Source organism: Sulfurospirillum sp. HTRB-L1, from assembly GCF_059415125.1.
In genome coordinates, this window is record NZ_JCAHZR010000003.1 from 260,482 (window position 1) to 284,398 (window position 23,917).

Here is a 23,917-nt window from a genome sequence, read left to right on the forward strand (position 1 = left end):
GCATGCAAAAAGCATTTTTAGTCGACAGCAGCATCTGCTTAGGCTGCAACACCTGTGCGATGGCCTGTAAAAACCAATACCACCAAGACAATGGCATTGCGTGGAGAAAGGTGCGTGAAATCGGTGGCGAGACATACCGCGAAGACCAAAACAACATTCTCCCCACGGTCACATGGTACGCCAAGGCGCCACAAGCCCAGATGCCCCAAGAGCGGTACTATTTCTCCCTCGCGTGCAACCACTGCGAAAACCCGGCGTGCGTGGAAGTGTGCCCTGCAAATGCCCAAACCAAAGACCCCATTACAGGGATTGTCAAGCACGACCAAGCCTTGTGCATTGGGTGCAAAGGGTGTGTGGTGGCCTGTCCTTTTGGAGCTTCCAAATACAACGAGCACTTGGGTAAATCAGAAAAATGTAGCATGTGCTGGGAACGGCAAGATGAGGGGTTGCTCCCCGCTTGTGTTCAATCGTGCCCAACAGGCGCCATTGCGCTCATCGACATCCATGACCCAGCCTACGCTAACGTTGGCACTACCGACCCTCTTGGCATTGATTATGCCATCGGCGCGTCCACAATGCCTTCCACGCGCTTTGTACATCCTAGCTTGCCGGCTAAGATGCACAGGCTCTAAGAAGCCTCCCATGAAACTATGGATTTTCATCCTGCTCGTGGGGTTCTTGCCGCTCTGGGGAGAAGAAGCCTCCCCAGAGGCTTGTCCGCTCATTAACATCAAAGAATTTAACGATTATGCCAACCAAAAGGCAACGATTTCCGTGCCCGAAAAAGCGAAGCTTGGAGAAAACATCATCACTTTTACCCTCGAAAAAAGCGCCCTTCCTTCGGGGTATATGGTTGCGGGTTACGCGGATATTCATGCTTTTTCTAGCCAAACACCTCCTAGCATCGTCGATGGTTTTCCCCGCACGACCATCACCTTGCACGAAGCGGGCACCTACGAGTTTAGGCTAAAGCTAAACCTGATTTACAAAGGCAGTTGAGGCGGGATCAAATTTGCCAGTTTGGCAAAACAATCTTTGGTCTTGAAAGTTGAGGACAAATAACCTATAATCATTTCTCTAAAGGACGGCGATGGACAAAGCACTCAAACTTCAGCTTAAAACCCTTCGCATTTTGTATGCGGAAGACGAACCCAACATCCGTAAACCCATCAGCGATACCTTGCGCTTTTACGTGCACAGCGTCATCGAAGCCCAAGATGGCCAAGAGGCCTATGAACTTTACCAGCTCCACAAACCCGACATCATCCTCTCCGACATTCTCATGCCCAAACTTAGCGGCATCGAATTTGTCCAAAACGTGCGGGCCAAAGACCGCACCACACCCATCGTGCTCATCACCGCCCACACAGAAAAAGAGTACTTGCTTAGCGCGGTAAAGCTTCACCTAGAACAGTACCTCATCAAGCCCGTCACGCTTCCTGATTTGCTAGGGGCGCTTGAAACCTGTCTCGCCCAAATCGCGCAGACCCATCCACTGACCCACGGCTTGCCAAACGATTACCATTATGACATCGACCACAAGCTTTTAACCCACAAGGGAAAAGAGATTCGCCTGAGCAAAAAACAGATTGATTTTTTAGAAATGCTCATCCAAAACCGCCACCGCGTGGTCACCTACGACGAACTTCAATACGAAGTGTGGAAAGACGATGTCATGACCGACAACGCCATCCGTTCTTTAGTGCTAAGCTTGCGTAAAAAACTCCCCAAAGACCTCATCGTCAACCTCTCAGGCATCGGATACAAGCTTGAAACGTAGTATAACGCTTCTTTTTTGCCTTTTTAGCACCTTGGTAGCCTCGGGGTATCGGTTGGATGATAGCGCTTCTTTGGCCCTTCAAACCCGCCATCCCAACTCGCACATCAAGGTTTTTTTACCCACCATGCCCTACCTCTACCTCTCCAAACTCGTCAACGGTACCTTGGTGCGCTCCAGTGACTCTTCCCAGGGGTGGGAGTACATGATGGCCCATTCCCACCGCCAACTCTCCCCTACGGTGTATGACTTTTTTTTGGTCAAAGGCGCGGTGTTTCAAGATGGCTCGCCCTTTGATGCGGACGCGGTGTTAGAGAATTTTGAAGCCATGCGTCAAAGCCCTTTTCGGTATTCTGATTTGTTTTCGCGCTTGGACCGTGTTGAGAAGATCTCCCCTTTACATGTAAGGTTTACCCTCACCCAGCCTTACGAACTGTTTATGTTTGATTTAACCATGGTCAACCTCTACACCAGTGCCTACTTAAAGCAGTACGGTTGGGGGTTTAAAGGCGCTTCGACGTCCAACAGCATGAAACACCCCGGCCCCCACGGACTTGGGCCTTACATCCTCAAAGAAGGCTTTGCCACAGGCGGAGAGCAAACTCCTGTTATCGAACTAGAAGCCAACCCGCACTACTACAACCCGCGCTTGCCTTACATCCAAAAAATCACTATCTACACGGAACTTAGTACCCAAGCAGTGCTAGAAGCGGCCCTAGGAAGAGAGGGCAACCTTGACATCGCGCCCATTCCTTTTAACCGCAAAACCGAAGCCGTCCTTTCCCCTTACGCCAAGCTCATTACGCACCCTTCGACGCACAATATTTCGGTTTACTTTAACATGCTCAAACCCCACGGTGTACTCAAAGACAAAGCCGTACGCATCGCGCTCAATGAAGCCATCAACCAAGAAAATCTTTTAAAGTTTGTCTACAAAAACGAAGGGCGCATCGCCCCCACTGCCGCCACGCGCAACTACGCCTCCGTGGAAATAGCCACCCAAGACTTGCCTACCCACTTTGAGCGCGCCGCGGCGGCACCTGATGCAAAAGAGCGCACCAAAAAACGGCGGGAGATTTTAGAAGGGCTAACCCTAAAAGTGTACACCCTTGAGCGCTTTATGTTTTTATGGAAAGGCATCGAATACCAACTGGGCCAATACGGCGTACATCTTGAGTACGAAACCACCACCAGCGAAAAAGAGCTTTACGACCAACTGCTCACTAACCGTGAAAGCCCAAAAAACTGGGATATTTTAGCGTGGGGCAATGATGACTGGTGCAGTAACCACCCGTGGACGGTCTTTTTTAATTACCGCACTGATGATGTGTGGTCAACCATCGACGAAGACGCGCCACTGCAGGGGTTACTGCAAGAGTTTTTCACCCTGCCCTACAATTCCCCTGCCTTTATCCAAAGCGTGGGGCGCATCACCAAACGGGCCTACGAAGAAGCTTACATGCTCTTTGTACCCTCCCCCAACATCGTCCTAGCCCTCAACAAAGAAGTCAGCTACACCCCTTCCGCGGTGTTACTCATGCCCTTATGGGAGGCAAAAATCACCCCTTATCACTGGTCAATTCGTCAAGGCGAATACCCAAGTGCCAGACAGGTGCCCATTCGCCCTAACACACACCTTTTTGAAGAAAGGCCCTAAGTGTCGCACCTTCGCATTCGCACCAAATTTATCCTCATTGGCGCCATCGGGTTTTTGACCCTCTTATCCTTGGTGGGCTTGGCCTTTAATATCGGAAGGCTTGGCATCGACAGCCTTGACCATGTGTTTCAAGACTCCAAAAACGTTCAAACCCTTCAGCAAGAATTCATCGCCCCTTTGTTTTACCTTAGAGAGCTTTCTCTCTCCCTTGTGGTCGCACCCAATGAAGATTTTCGCCAAGAAATCGAAAGGGCGCTAGAGCCCCTGCTTGGCACCTTGGATGCAAAAATGAGCGCCCAAGAAGAGGTCATCGCCAAAGAGTGGCGCGCCTACAAAACCCAGCTCAACCAAACCCGCGCGTTTATCCACGAAGGCTTTGAAGAGGGGGCATTTATCAACGCAAACACGGGAGAGCGCGAGCAGTTTTACGTGCTTGCCGCGGCCTTGCAAAAAGCCCAAGCAAAGCAGCTTGACACCTCTTCTAACACCTACTTAAACGCTAAAGAAAAGATTGATAACACCCGCTGGACCATTGTCATCATTTCCGTCCTCTTAAGCCTTTTGAGCCTTACTCTTGGGTGGCTGGTGATTCGCAAGATTGCCCTGAGTATTGAGCGGGTAAAGTCGGGATTGTTAGAGTTTTTTGAGTTTTTTAAACACAAGACCATGACCAAAAAACCCATCGCCATCGCCCTTGACTCCCACGATGAGTTGGGAGAGATGGCACGGGCCATCAACGTGGAAATCGACGCGGCCAAAGACGCACTCAAACAAGACATGGAGTTCATCGAATCTGCTACCCAAATGCTCCAAGCCCTCAAAGGCGGGGATTTGCAAAAACGCCTTGGCGCGCAAGCCAAAACCCATGAACTCAACGCGCTTAAAGAAGTCATCAACCACATGGTGGATGATTTGGAGCACAAAATCCAGCAAGAAATCAGCCGCCGCACCGACCAAGAAAAACTCCTCATCCAACAATCAAAACTCGCCTCCATGGGAAATATGATTGGCAATATCGCCCACCAATGGCGCCAACCCCTTGGGGAACTCAACGCCATCTTGATGAACCTAGAAACCCGCTACAAGTTCAACCAATTTGACGGGGCATTTTTGGAGCATTGCGTGAAAGAGTGCAACACCATCACCGCCTACATGTCCCGCACCATCACAGACTTCCAAAACTTTTTTAAACCCTCAAAAACCAAAGAGTTTTTCAACGTGGTCACCGCGTGCAAGAGCGCGGGAGGCATCCTTGCTTCTTCCCTAAAGCACCACAACATCGCCCTAGAATGGGAGATTGCTAAAGAATACGAAGTGCTTGGCTACCCCAATGAATTTTCCCAAGCCTTTTTAAACATCCTCTCAAACGCCAAAGACGCGCTCATCTCACGCCTCATTGTGCGACCAAAAATCCGCATCAGCATCAGTGAAGGCGCCCAGTGCGTGCTCATTAGAGTGGAAGACAATGCCGGAGGCATCCAAGAGGAACATTTGGAGCGGGTCTTTGAGCCCTACTTCACCACCAAACACGCCAAACAGGGCACGGGTATCGGGCTGTACATGTGTAAAACCATCATCGAAAACAACATGGACGGTTACCTCAACGTCGCCAACACTCCCGAGGGCGCGTGCTTTACCATTAAACTCAACAAATAGCCATTTTTTCCCTACGAACCGCGCCAAAAAGGCGGTACACTCTTTTAAAAAAGGAGGTGCCATGCGCGCCATGCTTGCTCTGTTTTTAGGTCTTTTTCTAGGCGGTTGCGCCTCCAGGCACCCCGAACTTCCCACGGTCTTACATGTAAACTTAGAACGCTACGCGGGCACATGGTACGAGATAGCCCGCTACGAAAACCGTTTTGAAAAAGGATGCGTGGGGGCCACGGCCACCTACACCCAAGAAGGAAAGCGCTTGCGTGTGGTGAACCGCTGTTTTGATGCACAGGGCACGCAAATTGGCGAAGCCAAAGGCGTGGCGAAGCTGGCCTCACCCTTTGACACCTCCAAACTCAAAGTAAGCTTTTTTCGCCCCTTTTATGGGGACTATTGGGTGCTTAAGCTAGCAGATGACTACCGCTACGCAGTCATTGGCGAACCCTCGCGAAAATACTTCTGGATACTCGCCCGCGAAAAAGCCTTACATGTAAAGGACAAAGAAGAGATTTTAGCCCACATGAAAACCCTAGGCTACGACCCTGAAAAGCTCTTTTGGACGCGGTATCCGTAGCCTTACATGTAAAGAATTTTAGCGAAGGCTAATCTAGTGCCCCTAGAGAGTTTATTGTTATGGAGTTTTGAACAGGAGAGAAATTGGATTGCGGAGCGGTTTTACTCGATGACTCTTATTACTTTTGAGCGACCTTTACCAATATCAGACAAGGCTTGCTTAATGTTTTTTTGCAACAATTCAGCCTCTTCTTTTCTTTTGCTTTTTACAGCTTTTTTAGGGAGCATATCTAACAATCTCGCCTCTTTGACAACAAGAAGTCTTTTAGGCACTACCCACTCCGCTCATCGCCATGCCAACCCTTCGGTTGGACTCATGTGTTATATGGATTGACATGCAAATTTCGCTTGCTTTAATTTTAACCGTCGAACCATGACATAAAATCATCTTCATCGCAACAGTGTGTATTTTTAATTTTTAATGGTAGAAAATACTGGAATAAACTCAAACAAAGACTAAAAGAAGAAGGAAATGAAACGGTGATAAATTGTCACCAGTTGAAACTAAGAGCAGAAGATGGGAAACAACTTTTGCGCCTGATTCAGTCCATCCCCTCACCCAAACCGCCATTTTTTCCCTACCAACGGTGCGCGCCTTGCGTTACACTTTCCCAAAAAGAGGTTTCATGGTGCACAATATGTACGACGTAGTGGTTGTGGGCGGGGGGATTGGTGGCACGTGCGCGGCGGCGATGCTCTCTTCCAAAGGCAAAAAGGTTTTGTTGTTGGAAAAAGAGCCTGACCTTGGAGGGTGTAGCGGCACCTTTTCCCACCAAGGGTTCCGTTACAACACGGGGGCCACGACCTTTGCGGGGTTTGAAGAGGGGATGCCTGTGCATGCCTTTTTTAAAGCCTTACATGTAACGCTTCCCACTTCTCCTTTTTCGTGCGCTTTTGTACAAATTCAAAAGGGCAAAACTCTACCGCGTTTTGAAGCCTTGGAGCCTTTTTTAGAAGCCCTTGAACGCGTCCACCCGCACCCTCAAAACCGCGCGTTTTGGGAAGAAATCTGGCGCATTAACCGTGCTTTTTATACCCACCAAAGCTATGTGTTTTCCAAGCGCTCGTGGGGGGATTTCATGCGCTCTTTGGTAAGTTTCTTGCCCATCGCACGGGCGTTTTTTCCACTACTGTTGCGCCGAGGCGACGCGTATGTGTGTGCCAAGCTTCCTGAAATTTCGCCCGCCTACAAAGCCGCCCTTGATGCGTCCTTGCGCATCGTCACCCAAACCACCACCCGCGAAGCCAGTGCGCTTTCCACCGTTTTGGCGCTTGGGTATCCTTTTTTGCGCAACGTTTACGTGCAAGGGGGCATGGGCACGTTGTTTAATGCGTTGGAGCCTTGCATTACACACGTACGCAAGAAAACGCCCGTTACGCGCATCTTCCCACGCGCTTATGGCTTTGAAATTCACGCACATCACGAGGTGTTTCACGCGCGCACCCTCGTGCTCAACACCCCTGTGTTTGAAAGTGCCAAGTTTTTTGAACCCGGGCCCATCCAAAAGTATTTCACCCGCTTTGCACCGCTTGATAACGACCAAAGTGCGTTCATGGTCTACGCCACGCTTAGCACCGATGCACCCTTGGAACACCACTATCAGCTCCTCTTAGACGCACCTTTTCCCCACACCACGTCTGACGCACTTTTTGTCTCTTTTTCTAGCGCCAACGACACCCGCTTAGCACCGCCAAGACACCGCTCCATGACCCTTTCGGTGCACACTAAAAGCAGTTGGTGGAAGGGATTGCCACCTGCGCTTTACAAAACACAAAAAGCCGCCCTTGTTTCACAGATTCTTGACCAAGTCTGTGCTACACTTGGGCTCGAAAAATCGTGTATCGTGCACCATTTTGGTGCCACACCCAAAACCTTTGCACGCTACCTTGGACGCGCGCAACTTGGAGGAATCCCCATGTCTTACACCCGCCCGTTTTTCCTCAATCCTGCCAACGACACCCCATTTCGCGGGCTTTACATGGTAGGTGACACCACCTTTGCCGCCCAAGGATGGCCAGGCGTCATTGCGGGAGTCAACAACCTCCAAAAGCTTCTTGATGCTTGAACTGCACATCCGTTTTAAAGACTGGCTTGGCGTACTGGGGCTTGGGGTCTTTTTTGCGGGACTTTTGGCGGGGTTTTTGTACCTTTTGCTTGCCCTGCCTTTTGTGCATGGATTGGGGTTTGGGGCCTTGCTTGGCGGGTGGATTGGTCTTGGTTCATGGGGACTTTTTAGCCTCGCAAACCGCTTCATCATGCCCAAAATCTCCCCCACATGGTGGGTGCCCTTAAGTGCGTTCATCGCATTTTTGGCGGGGTTTTTAGGTACCTTGCTTGCAGTGCGTTTTCCTTTTGGCTTGACGCTACCTGCAACGCTACCTCACATGGAGAGCGCGCTCATTTTAGGCGTATTGACGTACCTTTTGGGTGCCTTGTTGTACCACCTCGTGCGCTTGCGCAACATCAACACACACCTTGACACCCTCTTGCTCCAAAGCCGCCTCAAATCCCTCGAAACCCAGCTCAATCCCCATTTTTTGTTCAACGCCCTTAACTCTTTGGCGGAGCTTTACCATACTAGCCCACAAAAAGCCGAAGCCATGGTGGTTAAACTCTCCACATTTTTGCGTAACACCATGCAAGAAAACGCCCTGTTAAGCCTCGCCCAAGAACTGGAAAACACGCGAGCGTATGTGGAAATCGAAGCGGTGCGCTTTGAGGGGAAAATCACCCTGCATGAAGAGGTTGCACAAGTGTTTGGTGCACACCTTGTGCCAAAATTTTCCATCCAACTTTTGGTGGAAAACGCCATCAAGCACGGCTTTAAAGGCACCCCTTTTGAGATTCGCATCACCGCTTCGCGCCACCAAAAAGCCTTACATGTAAAGGTGGAAAACACCGGCCCTATCCCCAAAAACCCAAGCTATGGCATCGGTCTTTCCAACCTGGGCGAACGCTTAGAATTCCTTTGCCACGGACGTTTGGTGCATTCATCCTCTCAAATGGCTAGCTTTACCCTCATTTTAGGAGAACCTCATGCACATTTTAATCGTCGATGACGAACCTTTAGCCCTCTCGCGCCTTGCCCGCTTACTGGGTCAACTGGGTCACCAAAACATCCTCCAAGCAACTAGCGGCGCCCAGGCACTCGAACTGCTTCAAACCCAGCCCGTCTCTTTGCTCATCACCGACATCGCCATGCCCGACCTCTCAGGCATCGCCCTAGCCTACCAAGTGCGTCTACGCGCACCCATGCTTCCCATCATCTTTCAAACGGCCCACGAAAAACACGCCCTTGAGGCCTTTGACATCGGGGCGGTGGATTATTTGCTCAAGCCCTACACCGCGGAACAACTCCACCGCGCCCTTTCGCGCGCCAAGCCCGAAGCCTTACGCTTACTGACAAAAAACGGGGAACTGTTTTTCTTGCTAAAGCCCGAAGAGATTTTTTACATCAAGGCAGATTTGGCCGAAGTCATGGTGCGCGCACGCGAGGGGTTTTCCTACTACGCGGCCAAAATCTCCCGTATGGAAACACTCTTAGAAGCCCACGATTTTGTGCGCATCCACCGCTCCTTTCTTCTCAACCTTGCCCATGTTTCGCACTTTGAGAGCCTAGACCAAAGCCGATTGGCGTTTTTTTTCAAGGGCATCGATGAGCGTATCGAAAGTAGCAAGGAAGGTGCTAAGCTCTTTCGTGAACGGTTTAAAAAGCAAGCCTGAGAGCGCCAAAGATTGACCCACTAGCATACAAACCTACGTACTTGCGGGAGTTTTGTGGGCAAAGGATGAAGCTTGTGTGCTTTGCCCACATCGGCATTTTAAAAATTGTATTTCATGCTAAGCATAAAACTTTGTGGTACACCATAGAGCAAATTATTTTCATCAGAAAGTCCTTCATAATATTTTTTATCAAAAATATTATTGATATTGAGTTGAAAATCTAGGTTTTTGCTTGCTTTGTATCCTGCCATTAAATCAGCCGTTGCAAAAGCATCTTGGGTGATTTTACCCGCGCCCGTTTCTGAGTAAAACTTACTTTTGTAGTTCACACCTGCGCCAAATCTGTACTTGGCAATCGCATATTTGGCCCATACATTTGCCGTTGTTCGCGAGTTTGTCGTCCTGTATTTATCGCCATTTGCATCTTTGGCTTCAAAGTTTGCTAGTCCAAAGTCTACGCTAAATTGGTCTGTAATCCTCCCCGATGCGCCCACTTCAAACCCTTTGCTTACCACCCCTTTTTTGGCGACTGAAATATAATGACCATTAGAATTTATGACGCCTGTGCTTTCGCCCACACCATCTTGCTCTATTCTAAATACAGATAAAACCGTATTTAAATTTCCATCAAAATACTCCCCTTTGATTCCCGCTTCATAGCTTTTCCCATCGATGGGGTCTAAAAAGTTATCATTGGCATCCCATGCATATTGGGGTTGAAAGATACTGGTGTAACTGACATACACTGAGTGATATTTATCTATGTCATAAACCAAACCAGCATATGGTACGAGTTCATTGTCAAATTTTCTATTAAAATTATTCATATCACTTTTCCACGATGTAACTCTAAACCCAGCAATTAACTTTAAATCTTCCATTAGAGAGAATCTCCCTGCTAAATAGTAGGCTTTTTGTGTTGTTTCGCCGTTGGGCTCAGTATCTACGTCTATATGTGGATTGACTAAACTAATATGGTTAAAGTTGATTGTAGGAGTGATAATACTTGATGCAATATCAGTAGTTACGAACCCATATCCTTTATTCTTGTATTTATTGTAGGAAACACCCGTGATTATCTCATGGTCAAGTTTTCCCAGCTCAAAGGGAATAGAAGCATAGACATCTAAATTATTCTCTTCATCTTTCAACTTCCAAGCACCAATGGTAGTGCCCCCCTCTCCTATGCCTGTTGCTTTATCAACAGTTCCCCCAAAGTATGCACCCATCATATCCATATTAATCTGCCTATTTGAATAAGCCACATTTAAAGCGATATCCTTATAAAGATATTGTTTGAAGTCCGCAAAATAGGTTGTTGTTGTATCATCCCAATAGGTCCAATCAGCTGCGACATTTTTAGAACGGCTAAAATTTGTTTTTGAACCGTCCGTGTAAAAAGCAGGTAGTCCACCCCAGCGTGTCCCATCTCTTTGAGCCTTTTCATAACTTGCCCCCAAGGAGAGGTAGGTAGTATCGGTTAAGTCCATATCCACCACGCCATAGAAAACATCATTTGTTTTTTCATAAAAATCTAAAAAGGATTTGCTCTCTTGATGTTTGGCTACAAAGCGTGCGCGTATGGTTCCTTCATCATTAAGTGGTGATTGCACGTCTAAAGAGGCGCTATAGTTATCCCAAGAACCCACACTGGCATCAACACTGCCTGTTAGCTCTTTTGCGTTGGCGTGTTTTCGTATGAAGTTCATCCCCATAGCAGGATTTCCCGCACCCGTCATCAACCCATTGGCACCTTTGACAATTTCAACCCTATCATACACAATCAAATCAGGGTCTTTTGAATCAAATACAGTGGTTGGAATTCCATCGTATAAGTAGTAATCAACTTCAAATCCTCTGGCTGATATATTTAATCTTTCGTCCCATCTGGTTAGTGAAACCCCTGGAATTTTTGATACCAGTTCTTGCGTTGATGTGATATGTTGGTCATCAAGTTTTTGTCGTGTGTAAACGACTACCGTTTGTGGGGTATCTCGAAGAGATAAGTCCAGTTTGGTTGCCGTGCTTGTGCTTTTTGTTGTGTAAGAGGCAGTACCTTCTGTGGTAGCGCTTTGCTTGGCGCTAATCGAGATGACATCTAGCACAGAAACCTCTTTTATCTCTCTAACGATAATCGTGCCATTGTCGATTACCGCCTCAAGCCCGCTTCCTGAGAAAATCTCATCTAAGGCATTTTTTACGCCTTCGACATTTTCTATCTTTGGAGCCATTTTGCCCCTAAGCAGTTTGCCATCCGCAATGTAAGGCATCTGCGATTGTGCGGCGATTTGCTTGACCGCCTCTTCCAAACTCTGCCCCTCCACGCTAAAACTTTGCGCATACAAACTTGAAGCTAGCACCAAACATAGGGCAATTTTAGAGTATCGAACACCCATCATCTCTTCTCCTCTTTGTGTTTATTATTTTGAGAATGGTTCTCTGAATAATGAGACGTACGAGCTTGTAAAAAGTGGATATAGGCTGTGAAATTTTTACAATTTTTTACGAATGTAAAGTGCATCACCCTTTTGGTCGACCCTGAGGGCGTAAATTTTCGTCAGGGCGTACAAAAATTTGTCGACTTCGTTAAGGGCGAATGCTCCTGAGATAGAGAGATGTTCCACCTCTTTTTGGGTAAAGATGGTGATGTTTTGATAATGCCCAAATTCATCTAGGGCATTTTTCAAGCTCTCCTCTTGAAAAATGAGGAGGCCTTTTTGCCACGAAGCAATGGAATCAAGGGAAATCTTCTTAAGCGTAACAGTTTGACGCTCTTTGTCAAAGGAGAGTTTTCTGCCCTTAGTGAGTGTCGTCGGACTCTTTTTTTCATCGATTTGGACACTAACAACGCCCTCTAGCACGCTTACATCCACGCGGTTAGCATAGTTTTTCACCTCAAAACGCGTGCCTAAAACTTCTATCTTTACCTTTCCGGCATTAACAACAAAAACTTTCTCAGGAGCCTTAGTCACGTCAAACAACGCTTTCCCTCCTTGCAAAACGACTTCGCGCTTGTTGTGCGCGTAACGAATCTTTGCCTTCGTTTTGACATCCAGCAAGACTGTCGAAGCATCGGGCAAGGTGATGGCTTGTGTGGTGCTTTTGGTTTCATAATAATGGGGCACAAAAAAAGCAAGGTAACGCTCAACCACCCCCACACAAAGCACCAAAAGAAGCGACGCGGCGAGGGCGAGGGTCCTGCTTTTTCTAAAAACGCCCTCTCGCTTAATCTCTTGGCGCACGTTTTGCGTGATTTCGTCTTTGACATTAGTGGGAAGCGATGCGTACAGCCGCTTCAAGCGTTTGCGTGCCTCAAAGGCTTTTTGATGCTCTTCTTTTTCACTCATCCACTCATCAAATGCCTCTTGTTGTTCGGGTGTAAAACCGTCTATCATACAGGTAAAAAAATAACTTGCTTGGTCTTGTACGGTTGGGTTCATGCTTCGTTCCATTCTATGCGTTGGACATATTCGGTGAGTTTAGTGGTGGCTTGAACAACGTATTTTTGCACGCTGTTGAGGTTAAGGTTCATCATGGAGGCAATCTCTTTTTTACTACAGCCTTCCATGACATGTAAAACAAACACTTGCTTTAAATGTTTAGGCAAAGCATCGAGGGCTTTTAAAAGTACCTCGTCTTTGACACTTTCAAGAGCGATTTCATCGGGTTGTTCGTGCGTAGCGCAGCAGTGGTTTTCTTCTTCGTAGGCAATAAAGGTTTTGTTTTTATCTTTGCGTGACTGATCGATGACGATATTACGTGCGACTTTGTAGAGAAAAGCCCTCTCATTGTCAATGACCGTCTCTTTGGACTTTTCGATGGTTTTGGCATAGGTCTCTTGCGTAATGTCCATGGCAAGCTCTCGATCACCCACCATTTTTTGCACAAAATAGACCAACTCTTTGTAGTATTTTTGCATTGCTCATTTCGTTTTTGATAAATAGTATCATAATTAATTTAAGTCTTGCCTGAGGCTTTGCAAAAGACAAAGAAGGCGATAAAATTATTTGCGATTGGCTTTCTTCTCAAAATACTCTCAAGCGCCCAAGCATTTGAAAACGCTTAGGTTAAAAACAGCCACAACCTTACCCTTTCCCAAGGATTGACGTGGTATTATTCGCCCATGCTAACCCGACTTTTAAGCGCGTTGTGCCTTACTGGCACCTTGTACGCTACTCCCATTACCACGTTACATGTAACAGGCGACATTGACCCACTTTTTGGGCCTTTTACTAAAGACACCTTACTAAAAGCGTGCAATATTACCTTGCCAAGCGTGTATAAATTTTGGCAAAACGCCCCTGCTTTTTCTCCCGAACAAATCCCACAATGCGCCCAAACCCTTACGCAATACGCCCACAGTTACGGGTTTTACAATGCGGAAGTGACACATACCATCAACGAGGACTCCGCTACCTTACATGTAAAGAAAAATGCGCCCATTCGCGTGGCGTCTTTGGAGGCGGACGAGGCATTGCGCCCTTTGATTGACTTTGGCCCAGGCGATGTTTTCACCACCCTTGCTTTTTCTAACGCCAAGCGGGACATTAAAAACCATTTTGCAAATCTGGGTTACCCCAAGGCTGAGCTTGACACCAAGGCCTTTGTGGATTTGGACGCGTATAAAGTGGACGTGCATTTTCGCGTCACCCCAAGAGACCTGCACACCTTTGGGCCCATTTCTCTTTCCAATAATGCCAACGTGGACGAAGCCCTCATCACCAATGCCATACAGTTTAAAGAAGGCGAGCGTTACGACGCACGTTTGCTTGAAGAGACATACGAAACGCTGTACGAATTTGGCGTTTACAAATACATCGCGCTCAACCAAGACCTCGACCGCTCCGACGCCACTGTGCCTATTGAGATTATCCTCCTCCAAGGCGACCACCGTGAAATCCAATACGGCTTTGGTTACGACACGGACTCGGGCGGGCGCATCAAGGCTTTGTACAAAAACGATAACTTTCGCGGCAATCTCAAGAAATTTTCCCTTGGGGGCACCCTCAATGAAAACGGTGTGAGTGTGTACAACTCCCTCTTTCTCCCCCGCCTTTTTTGGAATGACAGCCTCCTTGAGGGCGTCACCTTGACCAATGACATCACCTTTGAAAACACCGACTACGACAGTTACCGCCAACGTAAATTTGACGAAAAAATCACCTTTTCAAAAACCTTTTGGGGGCTTAAACACAGCGTGGGGGCTTCCAGTGAGATTAGCCGCATTACCTCCAACTTGGCCGAATACGAAAGTGGCAGTTACTGGATTAACGCGTTGTTTTACCAAGTCTTGCTTGATAGACGCGATAACGCGCTAAACCCCAAAAACGGGTATTATCTCTCTTTTACTTTGGAAAACGGCACCAAACTCCTTGCTAGCGAAGAAGAGTACATCAAAACCCTCACCGAATTTCGCGCCATGAAAACCTTTGACCGCCTTACTTTTTCCCTTAAAACCAAAGTGGGCACCCTTGACCAAAACCTTCCTATCTTCAAGCGCTTTTTTGCGGGAGGCGACTACAGCAACCGTGGCTACCAATACCGAAAAGTCGGCAAAAAAGACCACGAAGACAACCCCTACGGTGGGCTTACCCTCATCGACAATAGCCTTGAACTCGAATACGCTTTTACAAAAACACTCGGGGTCACCACCTTTTTAGACTCCACCATGTTGCGCGAAAAACCCAACGATTTTGCCAACGATTTTTACCATTCCCTAGGCGTAGGGATGCGCTACTACACACCCATTGGGCCATTGCGCCTTGATATTGGCACCCCTTTAAAAGAAGGGGGCGTTGTGTTTCACCTTGGAATAGGACAAGTCTTTTGAAACGTTTTGTACGCCTTTTAACCCTCTTTGTCGGTCTTTTTGTCTCTCTTGGTATTGCGTTTTGGTGGGCACTCACTTCGCCTTTTGCCGCCCAAGTGATCCTAGAAAAACTCGCCAACGCCAACGAGGCTTCTTATAAAAAAGGCGAAGGCACTCTGTGGGATGGCGTGCGCCTTGAGGGGCTTTCGCATCCTTTTGGAAGCATTGACACCTTGCATCTCTCCCTTGATTTACCTGCACTTTTGTGGGGCGAGCTTCGCATTGGAACCCTAGAACTCTCGGGCGTTTCCTTGGAAAACGAATTTAGCGAGTCGCTTTTTTCAAAAGAAGAAACGGGAGAGGGGTGGTTTCCTTTTCAGTCGGTTTTTATTAACACGTTGCGGGTGCGTTTGGATGCTTTTTCCTACCAAGATTACCACATCTCCTACCTAAACCTTCAAGGCAAGGGCCTCGCCTATGCGCCCAAGGAGCCTCCTAAAGGCACGCTTTCTTTGACTGTCGGTGCATCACTAGGCGAATTACACGCGTTTGCAACACTGGATGAAGAGGTGGAAGCAAGAGGTACCTTTGTGCCCACGGTTTTGCCTTATGATTTTTTCCTTGCACCCAAAGATGCCCTTACCTTTAGTGCCAAAGGCAAAGCGCAAGAGGTGAAGTTTACCCTTGAAACCCAAAGCGTGGATTACCGTGGGTTCCCTTTGCCTGTTTCTTTTCAAACTCCATCCTTTCAAGGAACCTACAACCTCCTCACCCATGCGCTAAACGCAACCCTTGCCTCGCGCGTGCATTACGGCTCCCTAGACATTGACGCGCACGCTTTGGTGGAGATGCAAGGGTGGAAAACGCCCACCTTCACCCTTGAAGCGTCCACCCAAGCGGGTCCAAGTACCGCCGAAGAACTCCGAGCATTATTGCCTTTTTCGCACCCACGCTTAGAAACGCTTTTGCTTCAAGGAGAAGCGCGCCTAAAGGCCAATGGCACCCAAGAAACCCTGCACTATGAAGCTTTTTTGGCGCAAGCGCGTGCGCCAGAAGCTAGCCTTGAAGAGACCTTTGTTGCAGGCACCTTGACAACCACCACCCTCACCGGAGCGTTCACGTCGCAGCTTACTACCGCCATAAGCCAAAGCGGCCTTGAAGGCGCCTTCTTAGTCCCCCTTAAAAACCCGGAAGAGTTGCGCTTTGATGTCAAGGGCGACACCTTTGTTTCCCTCTCACCCACTTTGCAAAGCACCCTGCACACTACCGCCAAAGGTTCACTTGACGCGGTTGCGTTTCACACTACTGTTGCGCCCGCCTCTCTTGTTTTTGGCGAACACCACGCCCAAATAAAAACCCTGAGTGTCCAAGGAGAGGCCACGGCCAAAGAGACGGTTTTTGACCTTACGGGGACCTTTTCCCACCAAGGGCGCAACGTGGACGTGGAGACAAAAAACGCAATACTCGCTTATAGTACCTCACGCGTTAGCCTTGATTTTTCCCCATTTATCGCGGTGGAAGGGATTGACCTTGATGAGATTCTCAAAGACGCCCACATTTCTCTTTGGCATACGTCAAATGAAATGCAGGGCACCTTTACCTCTTCTTTGCTCGAAGCTTCGCTCTTTCAAAAACCCAACCAACCCCTCAAAGGTACTTTACATGTAAAGCCTTTTGACCCAGCACTTTTAGGGGAACTTCCCGCGTTTATGGCCATCACCAAGGCAGAAGGAAAAGCAAGCTTTACCTACAAAAACACCTTGCGCGCCAAGGGTGCTTTTACCCTTGAGGGCGTCACGTTTGAGGGAGACTTCACGGGTACGGCGGAGGCTTTTAAAGCGCACCTTTCTCACGAAACCTTTGCCTTAGAATTTTCGCGTCAAGGGGCTAGTACCAACGCCACCTTTGATGTGCCCTCTTTAAGCGCCCTTGGCCAAAGCTTGTCGCTCCTTACCACTTTCTCGCCCCTACGCCTTGAGGGCGCAGTGCACGCCTTTGCTTCTCACGATGGCGCGCAAACTCGGTTTAACATTACTTCACCCCACCTTTCCCTAGAAGGATACGGGGTCGATGGGATTGCCTTAACAAGCGTGCTTCAAGAAGAACACTTGCGCATCGAGCAGTTTGATTTTACCCTCGGAGGTGCCTTTGGAGAGCCCCGTGTGTACAGCCTCACCAAAGCAGGAAGTATTGACCTTGCGACGCGCCAAGGAAGCCTTGAGTTTGAAGGCCTTTCCTTAAACGCAAGTTTTTTGCCCCAGTGGTTCCTAGACCTTCACGTCAACGATTTTTTCCTCGCCCATCCTGATTTTGGCGCAGGACGCATAACGGGGGACTTACATGTAAGCGCCCAAGAAGAGGTGCTTCGCTTTGAGGGGGAATTGCATGCCAAAGATGTGCTTGTCCATTACAAAGCCCCTGCCCTTAGCATCCACACCGACCAAGACATTGTTATTCTTACAAGAAATGGGCAAAGCACCAAAGAGGATTACTTTAAAGCGCGCGTCGCCCTTGAGCTTGCCCTTTTTGTGGATGGCTTGACCTATGCCCACAACGGCGTCAACCTCAAAAGCGACGGGGTGTTTTACTTCAAAAAAGCAGCCAAAGAACCCTTGCAACTCTACGGTTCGTTGCATGACATCGCAGGAACGTACACAGAACTGGGCAAAACCTACACGCTAGAGCGCTCTAACCTCTATTTTCGGGGTCTTGAGCCCATCGACCCCGTGCTAGACATCCACGCGCGCTACGCCCACAACGAAGTGGATATCACTATCCGCATCAGCGGCACCCAAAGCAACCCGCGCATCTACCTTAGCTCCAACCCCATCATGCCCCAACAAGACATCCTTTCCTTGCTCATCTTTGGCACCCGCTTGGGAGGCGAAGGCTCCTCCTTGAGCGAAGAACACCGCGCTAGCCAAGTGTCCCTATTTTTGGTCAACGAACTCTCTAAAGATTACGCCAAAGAGCTGGGACTGGATGTGTTGTATTTTGAATACGACCCTAGCAACGAATACGTCGAAACCGTGGTAGGAAAAAACCTCTCCACCAACACCGTCGTGCTCATTAAAAACAAATTTGAAGGGGGTGAAGCCGTGCTTCAACGCCAACTCACCGACAAATGGAACGCGGAACTGGGCGCTAGAGAAAACGCAGGAAGCCTTGATTTTGTGTATAAAAAGCGGTATTAAGGGGTTTTGTTTGCAGGGGTGATGTGCCTTACATGTAAAGCATTTAAAAGCACAGTCCCCGCCAAAAAGCACTTCTAATAAATATTAGGCATTGTTGATAGCATTTTACAATAACACACGAGTCCCACCGCCATAACCTGACGGTGGGTGGTTTTTCTAGGCGCGTGAGGCGAAGGTCATGTCTTTGATGAGCCCTTCACTGCGGCCGATTCTGACGATATTTGCGGCTGTTCCTTTGTAAAAAGGAATCTTCGTATCAGGGTCTACGTAATCCGTGCACAAGTCGTTGATGATGGAGTTTTGGAAGCCAAAAGCCCCAAAGACCTCGCCAGGACGCACCGCATCGGTGACGATGGTGATGGCGCGTGTGGAGCCGTAGTCGTTGTACAGTTGCACAATATCTCCATCCACTACGCCTAACTCTTTAGCGTCTTTTGGGTGCACTTCCAAAGGTGCCATCGGCCAACGTTTGGCGGTAAAAGCGAGCCTTCCGGTGTGGTAATTGGACTGCCACACTTCGTTGATGCGGCCTGTATTGACCCAGTATTTGTAGCGGCGTTGTTGCTTGGCTACTTGTTCGGGCATGGCAGGTTGTGGGGTGGGCAAGAAGGTCGCGCGGCCCGTTTTGGTGCCAAACTTTCCATCGGTGTAGAGCATACGCGTGCCTAAAAGCTTGTCGCCCTCTTTTTTAGTGATAGGCAATTGCACACCGTCGTTTCCTGCCTTCTCAAGGAGCTTGTAAGTGGCGAGTTTGCCTGTAGCGCCGCCTTGGCTGGCCATGTCTGCACCTTGCCCTGCGAAGCCGTCTCTAAAGGCGTCTTCTTCACTTTTCCACTCAAAGCCCTCAAAGCGTTTTGCCATGGCCGCGTTGCCAACTTTGAGGTATTCTGCCTTCATGGCGTTGGCAATAGCTGCGGCGATGAGACAATCAGGTTTAGCGGTGCCTGGTGCGTCGATGGCTTTTTGGGAAAGGCGCAAACGTCGCTCGCCGCTCATGGATGTGAGGTTCATCTCCATGGTGGTAGCTGCGGGCAAGACCACGTGGGCCCGTTCGCTTGATTGGGTAGGGTAAATGTCCACGTCCACCACAAACAAGCCGCCAGATTTACACGCGCGGTAAATGATTTCGGCCAATTGGTCTAGGTCGTTTCCATGGTAGCCGTTGATGGCGTCTTTGACGATTTGCGCGCGCTTGGTGACCACGTTGCGCAAGCGTTCTGTGGCGATAGATTGCCCAAAAGGGTTGGTCGCCCAAATAGAATAGGCGAGGTATTTGCCTTGGATGATGTCCGTGTCGATGACCGCGAGGTTTTGACGGCTTGGGCCGTGGTAGTGAGGTCTGGTGTACCCTTCTTGGTGTCCACCCGCGCGGCACACGCCTGTTCCTGCGCGCCCAACACTGTGGGTAAGAATCGCCAAATTGACGATGGAGGCGATGTTTTCATAGTTTTTAATCCCCCAAATCACCCCTTTTTCGTAGTAGATTGAGGTGCGTGGGCGGTGGCCACTGGCTTTGGGTGCGGCGATCCACTGGGCCGCTTTTTTCATGTCACTTACTTTAAGTTCGGTGATTTTCGCTGCTTCTTCGAGGGAGATTTTATTGGCCTTGTACATCGCGCCAAAGTTTTCTGCATGGTTTTTGATGAAATCTTCATCCGCCCATCCTTGCTCGAAAATATAGCTCACAAGGGCGTTCATAAGGGTAATATCAGTGCCGGGTTTAAGTTGGAGATGCAGGACATTTTCCGCTCCTGCGGCGTCGATGGAATTGGTGATGGACGCCATGCGTCTGGGGTCTACATAAATGACCTTAGCCGCCGCCGCGCTCTCGCCTTTGTCAAACTCTTTTTGCTTGTCACTGATGGTAGCACCTTGCATGTTAGGAAGCATGTGCACATTAAAAAGGTTCGTTTGGCACTCGTACGGGTTACAGCCGATGATGAGCAACGTGTCGGCAATGCTCGCGTCATAATAACTGCTGTTTAGCTCGCCTATGCCCATCTCACGGCTTGCGTGTACTTCAGAGTTGTACGCAGGACGGTTGTGGATGGAAGCGGACTTGGTGTCGATGGCCGTGTGGAACAACTTACCTGTGGCCCATGTGTTTTCAAAACCGCCGCCGCCGCCGCCGTGGTCGAAGGTTTTGTGGGAGATTTCATCGGCTCCATCGCGGTCGATGATTTTTTTGTACACTTTAGCCACTAAGCCTATGGCCTCATCCCAAGAGGTTTCCATCTGCATGCCACCACGGTAAATCATGGGTTCTTTCAGGCGGTCTTTGGTGGGGCTTGAGGCATTAAAGGTGGAGACGCCCATCATGCCACCTCTAACGGAGTTTTGGCCTTTGTTGACGACGCACTCTTGGTCGGGAATGACCATGAAGTTGTACTGTTTGCCATCGCGGTCGGTGACGGTGTTAAACATGCGTTCGCTACACCAAATGCCATCGACAAATTGTTGCTGGGAAAGGTCGACGCCAAAGGCGTTGTTTTTAAGCGTGCCTTCCGTCCCTGCGGGCCATTTGTAAGATTTGTAGCCACAACCCACGATACAAAACTCACAGGTGATATTTTTGACTTCTGCTTGTGCATGGGGGATGGGTAAGCGGTCTGTTAATGTGATTGCCATGGGGTGCTCCTTAACCGATTGTGTTGGCGATACGCCCAAAGATAAGCCCGTCTACGCCAGTAGCATAGAGCGCATCACCTTCAATCTCAAGCCGAACTTGTGGCAACCCGCCTGTGGCATGTCCGATAATCATTTGCCCGTTTTTCTTCGCGTCGTACTTGGTGTAGTGGCACCCACAGGTAAATACGGCCGTGCTTTGGTCGTACATGGTCGGGCACCCTTTGTGGGTACAGATGACGCTAAATGCCTTGGCTTGGCCATCTACATAAACGGCCTTGCATAGGGAGTTTGCATCGGGGTAAAAAAAGTCTAATTCGCCGTTGGTTTGTAACGCTTTGAGTGAGCCAATGTTGGCTTTGGGGTATCCGCCAAAGAGTACCTTTTGTGTACTCACCTCGCTTGCACTTAGCGCTGGTGCTAGGGTTGCTGCCCCAAAGCCCAGAGCCGAAACCCGTAAAAAGTCTCGACGACTGCTTGCTAATTCCGCCATTGTATACCTCCTCATAAGATAAAGGGGTGCCGTGAAATCATAATAATTTTTCGTCACATCGCCCTTTTTAGGAAGTCTACTCCCCATGTCCTTAAAGTGACTTTTTAAAAAATTTATAACAATACTATTTTTGATGGGTTTATTGTTGTGAAAATTGTAGAGGTTTTTTTATCTTAGCACACAATCACAAACACCGTAATACCCGCGTCTTTAGCCACAAGTTCTAGTCGCTTAAGGTAGCGCGCGTCCTTTTCACCCACGATGAGCACGACGTCAGGTACTTTGCCTGTCATGTTGGCGCAGTACAAGACTTGGCTGACACCCTTGACCCATTTTTTCGCCCAGTCGCTTTCGTTGTTTGCGTGGAAATGCTTACATGTAAAGAATGTTTAGAGAAAAAACACTCATCACCCCTTGGGCGTTATGTATAAAAATACTCCCAAAAACTTACTACTTTTATACCATCGATTGTCTCTTTTTGATTGTAGGTGATGATGTATTTCTCCTGCACATCAAAGGGGAGTTTTTTGATTCCGTTTATCTCTCTGGTTTTGTTTTGGTCATTTAGCGCATAGCACACTTGTATAGCGATGGTTTTCTCTTCTTTTTTGACGATAAAATCACATTCGCTCTCTTTGTTGTAAAAATATATCTCAAGCCCATGTTTTTGGAGTTCGCTAAAGACCAAATTTTCAAGAAGTTTTCCGTAGTTTGCACTAAAACTGTATCCTAGATTCATAAAGCCGTTATCGCATAAGTAGAGTTTCTTTTTGTTGTTCATCTGCTCTTTTAAAGAGTAGGAAAAAAGTTTTAGCTCACTAAACAAATAGCAATCTTCCAGCGCTTGAATATACTCTTTGACCGATTTATCGTTCAACGTTACCGCTTTGGCTAAAGATGCGTAAGAGTAGAGGGAAGTGAGGTTGCTTAGGGCATAAAAACTCAACTCTTTAAACCCTTTGATGTCTCTGATTTGATTATTCGCTACGCAATCTTTTAGGAGGATAGTCTCATAGTAACTGCTAAGCACTTCCCTTTTTAAGTCATCTTGCAGCCCATATACCTCTACAAATGCGCCATAAAGCATCATGTCATCTACAAGTTTTAAAACTTTTGGGCGGTGTTTGTTGAGCTCTAAAAAACTCGTAATGCCATTGATATGTAAAATCTCATGAAAACTTAGGGGGTAGACCTTTGTGGAGATATAGCGCCCCGTAAGTAGCGTTGCAAACGCACCGTTTAGAAGCGAAGAGTTAGAGCCTGTGATAAATATCTTTTCAAACTCGTCGCTATCATAGACACTTTTAACATACTTTTCCCAACCCACTATGGCTTGAACTTCATCTAAAAAAAGATACTTTATCTCTTTTTGGGTAAGTTTTTTGGCTGCTTGGAGGATTTCATAAAAACTTGTAGGGTCGTTGGAATATTTGGTAAAAAAGGGGTCATCCAAATTGATATAGAGTATCTCATGGGGGTCTATGGTTTGGGAGAGATGATTGATGAGGAGCTTAAAAAGTGATGACTTTCCGCTTCTTCTTATCCCTTGCAAAACTTGGATATGTTTGGTTTGTAGATTTGTAAGGAGTTTTTGGAACACATCTCTGTCGTAGAGGTTTTTATACCCATGTTCCCAATGTTTGTTTTGAGATATTATGACATTATTCATAGTATAATCCTTATAATCTATAAATATCTCGTATTATATTACGATATATCTCACCAGTCAAGTTGTTTGGTGGTAATGTTTCTTGCTTTTCAATAAGGGCAGGCTGGATGATGTTCTGTAAAGATGTTTGAGGAAATGGTAAATGCTTGGGATTGTTTGGCACATCTAAACCTAGACCCCATTACCCGCCAAAAAAACCCTTACATGTAAAGCATTTAGGCGTAAAATGGGATTTAAAGTAGCCTCGTTTTATCCGACGCGCTCGCATGAGAGAATCATTTGCTCAACAATACTTTTAGCAAGCTCTCTATCCAACGCGCACCCCTTCTTCAAGAATGCGTTTTTTCAAAAGAGGATTCATGCGTTCTCTTAATTGCACTATGTCAACTTTTCGGCGTAGTTTTTCTCTGGCTTCCTTGAGGATGTGCACCAACAAAAGCGCATCTGTTTTTTCAAGGCGCACGGCAATGTCCACATCGCTTTGGTCATTTTCTTGGTGTTTAGCAAAGGAGCCAAAAAGGTAGAGTTCGGGGATGTTATATTTCGTTTTGATTTGCGCCAGCGTGGTTAAAAGTTCTTGATACCCCATTGGTTTTCCTTGTTTTTTCTTTGGTGCATTATGGCATAGCCAAAAAATGGCAAAAATGAGAACGGGGCTAATTTTTTCCGCTTTAGCCCATCCCCCATCTTCATCAAATGGTATAAAATGTTTTTTACAATACTCTTTCACTTCTGAATCATTT

General features: G+C 47.8%; 19 protein-coding genes. 11 read left to right on the top strand and 8 right to left on the bottom strand.

The features are described from left to right. The first annotated feature begins 2 nt into the window (after positions 1-2). From AC5SLM_RS06890 to AC5SLM_RS06915, 6 genes are all read left to right on the top strand, one after another. Positions 3-632, top strand: a complete 630-nt coding sequence (locus AC5SLM_RS06890; protein WP_495250202.1) for a 4Fe-4S dicluster domain-containing protein — start codon at positions 3-5, stop codon at positions 630-632. 10 nt (positions 633-642) lie between these two features. Further along, positions 643-999, top strand: coding sequence for a hypothetical protein (locus tag AC5SLM_RS06895; protein WP_495250203.1), 357 nt, complete (start codon positions 643-645; stop codon positions 997-999). 91 nt (positions 1,000-1,090) lie between these two features. Continuing rightward, complete coding sequence (locus tag AC5SLM_RS06900) at positions 1,091-1,780, top strand: response regulator transcription factor (RefSeq protein ID WP_495250204.1); 690 nt, start codon at positions 1,091-1,093, stop codon at positions 1,778-1,780. Then, entirely contained in the window at positions 1,770-3,434 is a 1,665-nt protein-coding gene (locus tag AC5SLM_RS06905; protein WP_495250205.1) for an ABC transporter substrate-binding protein, read from the top strand. The genes AC5SLM_RS06900 and AC5SLM_RS06905 overlap by 11 nt, the downstream gene beginning before the upstream one ends. Continuing rightward, complete coding sequence (locus AC5SLM_RS06910) at positions 3,435-5,090, top strand: sensor histidine kinase (protein WP_495250206.1); 1,656 nt, start codon at positions 3,435-3,437, stop codon at positions 5,088-5,090. A 61-nt stretch (positions 5,091-5,151) separates the two neighbouring features. Beyond that, positions 5,152-5,661, top strand: coding sequence for a lipocalin family protein (locus AC5SLM_RS06915; RefSeq protein WP_495250207.1), 510 nt, complete (start codon positions 5,152-5,154; stop codon positions 5,659-5,661). A 101-nt stretch (positions 5,662-5,762) separates the two neighbouring features. On the opposite strand, the gene AC5SLM_RS06920 is transcribed toward AC5SLM_RS06915, so the two are convergent. Then, positions 5,763-5,933 carry a hypothetical protein gene (locus tag AC5SLM_RS06920; RefSeq protein WP_495250208.1) on the bottom strand — a complete coding sequence of 57 codons (171 nt, stop codon included), beginning with the start codon at positions 5,931-5,933 and terminating at the stop codon, positions 5,763-5,765. 353 nt (positions 5,934-6,286) lie between these two features. On the opposite strand from AC5SLM_RS06920, the gene AC5SLM_RS06925 reads away from it, so the two are divergent. The 3 genes from AC5SLM_RS06925 to AC5SLM_RS06935 are packed head-to-tail and all read left to right on the top strand — an operon-like array spanning position 6,287 to position 9,384. Next, positions 6,287-7,726, top strand: a complete 1,440-nt coding sequence (locus tag AC5SLM_RS06925; protein WP_495250209.1) for a phytoene desaturase family protein — start codon at positions 6,287-6,289, stop codon at positions 7,724-7,726. Beyond that, positions 7,719-8,720, top strand: coding sequence for a sensor histidine kinase (locus AC5SLM_RS06930; protein WP_495250210.1), 1,002 nt, complete (start codon positions 7,719-7,721; stop codon positions 8,718-8,720). Before AC5SLM_RS06925 ends, AC5SLM_RS06930 begins: the two co-directional genes overlap by 8 nt. Continuing rightward, positions 8,698-9,384 (top strand): LytR/AlgR family response regulator transcription factor, encoded by a 687-nt coding sequence (locus tag AC5SLM_RS06935; protein WP_495250211.1) that lies wholly within the window; start codon positions 8,698-8,700, stop codon positions 9,382-9,384. Before AC5SLM_RS06930 ends, AC5SLM_RS06935 begins: the two co-directional genes overlap by 23 nt. Before the next feature lie 98 nt (positions 9,385-9,482). Here the strand turns inward: AC5SLM_RS06935 and AC5SLM_RS06940 are convergent, their stop codons facing one another. The 3 genes from AC5SLM_RS06940 to AC5SLM_RS06950 all read right to left on the bottom strand — a co-directional run bounded on the left by AC5SLM_RS06940 (position 9,483) and on the right by AC5SLM_RS06950 (position 13,303). Further along, the gene (locus AC5SLM_RS06940; protein ID WP_495250212.1) at positions 9,483-11,783 is read right to left on the bottom strand and encodes a TonB-dependent siderophore receptor; all 2,301 of its coding nucleotides are present in this window, start codon (positions 11,781-11,783) and stop codon (positions 9,483-9,485) included. A gap of 93 nt (positions 11,784-11,876) precedes the next feature. Then, on the bottom strand, positions 11,877-12,824 hold the full coding sequence (locus AC5SLM_RS06945; protein ID WP_495250213.1) for a FecR family protein: 948 nt from the start codon (positions 12,822-12,824) through the stop codon (positions 11,877-11,879). Continuing rightward, positions 12,821-13,303 (bottom strand): RNA polymerase sigma factor, encoded by a 483-nt coding sequence (locus AC5SLM_RS06950; protein WP_495250214.1) that lies wholly within the window; start codon positions 13,301-13,303, stop codon positions 12,821-12,823. The genes AC5SLM_RS06945 and AC5SLM_RS06950 overlap by 4 nt, the downstream gene beginning before the upstream one ends. Before the next feature lie 204 nt (positions 13,304-13,507). Here AC5SLM_RS06950 and AC5SLM_RS06955 point away from each other — a divergent pair, with 204 nt between their 5' ends. Beyond that, positions 13,508-15,214 carry an autotransporter assembly complex protein TamA gene (locus AC5SLM_RS06955; RefSeq protein ID WP_495250215.1) on the top strand — a complete coding sequence of 569 codons (1,707 nt, stop codon included), beginning with the start codon at positions 13,508-13,510 and terminating at the stop codon, positions 15,212-15,214. After that, a complete protein-coding gene (locus tag AC5SLM_RS06960) occupies positions 15,211-18,387 on the top strand; it encodes a translocation/assembly module TamB domain-containing protein (RefSeq protein ID WP_495250216.1) in 3,177 nt (1,058 codons plus the stop codon). Before AC5SLM_RS06955 ends, AC5SLM_RS06960 begins: the two co-directional genes overlap by 4 nt. A 156-nt stretch (positions 18,388-18,543) precedes the next feature. Here the strand turns inward: AC5SLM_RS06960 and AC5SLM_RS06965 are convergent, their stop codons facing one another. The 4 genes from AC5SLM_RS06965 to AC5SLM_RS06980 all read right to left on the bottom strand — a co-directional run bounded on the left by AC5SLM_RS06965 (position 18,544) and on the right by AC5SLM_RS06980 (position 23,763). Next, a complete protein-coding gene (locus AC5SLM_RS06965; RefSeq protein WP_495250217.1) occupies positions 18,544-21,015 on the bottom strand; it encodes an arsenate reductase (azurin) large subunit in 2,472 nt (823 codons plus the stop codon). A 10-nt stretch (positions 21,016-21,025) separates the two neighbouring features. Then, on the bottom strand, positions 21,026-21,505 hold the full coding sequence (locus AC5SLM_RS06970) for an arsenate reductase (azurin) small subunit (RefSeq protein ID WP_495250218.1): 480 nt from the start codon (positions 21,503-21,505) through the stop codon (positions 21,026-21,028). Between the two features lie 421 nt (positions 21,506-21,926). Continuing rightward, positions 21,927-23,174, bottom strand: coding sequence for an ATP-binding protein (locus AC5SLM_RS06975; protein ID WP_495250219.1), 1,248 nt, complete (start codon positions 23,172-23,174; stop codon positions 21,927-21,929). Between the two features lie 307 nt (positions 23,175-23,481). Then, a complete protein-coding gene (locus tag AC5SLM_RS06980; RefSeq protein WP_495250220.1) occupies positions 23,482-23,763 on the bottom strand; it encodes a nucleotidyltransferase family protein in 282 nt (93 codons plus the stop codon). Positions 23,764-23,917: the final 154 nt, after the last annotated feature.

Excerpts from the sequence above, each read along its gene's own strand:
- AC5SLM_RS06890 (WP_495250202.1), top strand. The coding sequence starts at position 3 with ATGCAAAAAGCATTTTTAGTCGACAGCAGCATCTGCTTAGGCTGCAAC.
- AC5SLM_RS06895 (WP_495250203.1), top strand. The coding sequence starts at position 643 with ATGAAACTATGGATTTTCATCCTGCTCGTGGGGTTCTTGCCGCTCTGG.
- AC5SLM_RS06900 (WP_495250204.1), top strand. The coding sequence starts at position 1,091 with ATGGACAAAGCACTCAAACTTCAGCTTAAAACCCTTCGCATTTTGTAT.
- AC5SLM_RS06915 (WP_495250207.1), top strand. The coding sequence starts at position 5,152 with ATGCGCGCCATGCTTGCTCTGTTTTTAGGTCTTTTTCTAGGCGGTTGC.
- AC5SLM_RS06925 (WP_495250209.1), top strand. The coding sequence starts at position 6,287 with ATGGTGCACAATATGTACGACGTAGTGGTTGTGGGCGGGGGGATTGGT.
- AC5SLM_RS06930 (WP_495250210.1), top strand. The coding sequence starts at position 7,719 with ATGCTTGAACTGCACATCCGTTTTAAAGACTGGCTTGGCGTACTGGGG.
- AC5SLM_RS06935 (WP_495250211.1), top strand. The coding sequence starts at position 8,698 with ATGCACATTTTAATCGTCGATGACGAACCTTTAGCCCTCTCGCGCCTT.
- AC5SLM_RS06940 (WP_495250212.1), bottom strand. The coding sequence starts at position 11,783 with ATGATGGGTGTTCGATACTCTAAAATTGCCCTATGTTTGGTGCTAGCT.
- AC5SLM_RS06945 (WP_495250213.1), bottom strand. The coding sequence starts at position 12,824 with ATGAACCCAACCGTACAAGACCAAGCAAGTTATTTTTTTACCTGTATG.
- AC5SLM_RS06950 (WP_495250214.1), bottom strand. The coding sequence starts at position 13,303 with ATGCAAAAATACTACAAAGAGTTGGTCTATTTTGTGCAAAAAATGGTG.
- AC5SLM_RS06955 (WP_495250215.1), top strand. The coding sequence starts at position 13,508 with ATGCTAACCCGACTTTTAAGCGCGTTGTGCCTTACTGGCACCTTGTAC.
- AC5SLM_RS06965 (WP_495250217.1), bottom strand. The coding sequence starts at position 21,015 with ATGGCAATCACATTAACAGACCGCTTACCCATCCCCCATGCACAAGCA.
- AC5SLM_RS06970 (WP_495250218.1), bottom strand. The coding sequence starts at position 21,505 with ATGGCGGAATTAGCAAGCAGTCGTCGAGACTTTTTACGGGTTTCGGCT.
- AC5SLM_RS06975 (WP_495250219.1), bottom strand. The coding sequence starts at position 23,174 with ATGAATAATGTCATAATATCTCAAAACAAACATTGGGAACATGGGTAT.
- AC5SLM_RS06980 (WP_495250220.1), bottom strand. The coding sequence starts at position 23,763 with ATGGGGTATCAAGAACTTTTAACCACGCTGGCGCAAATCAAAACGAAA.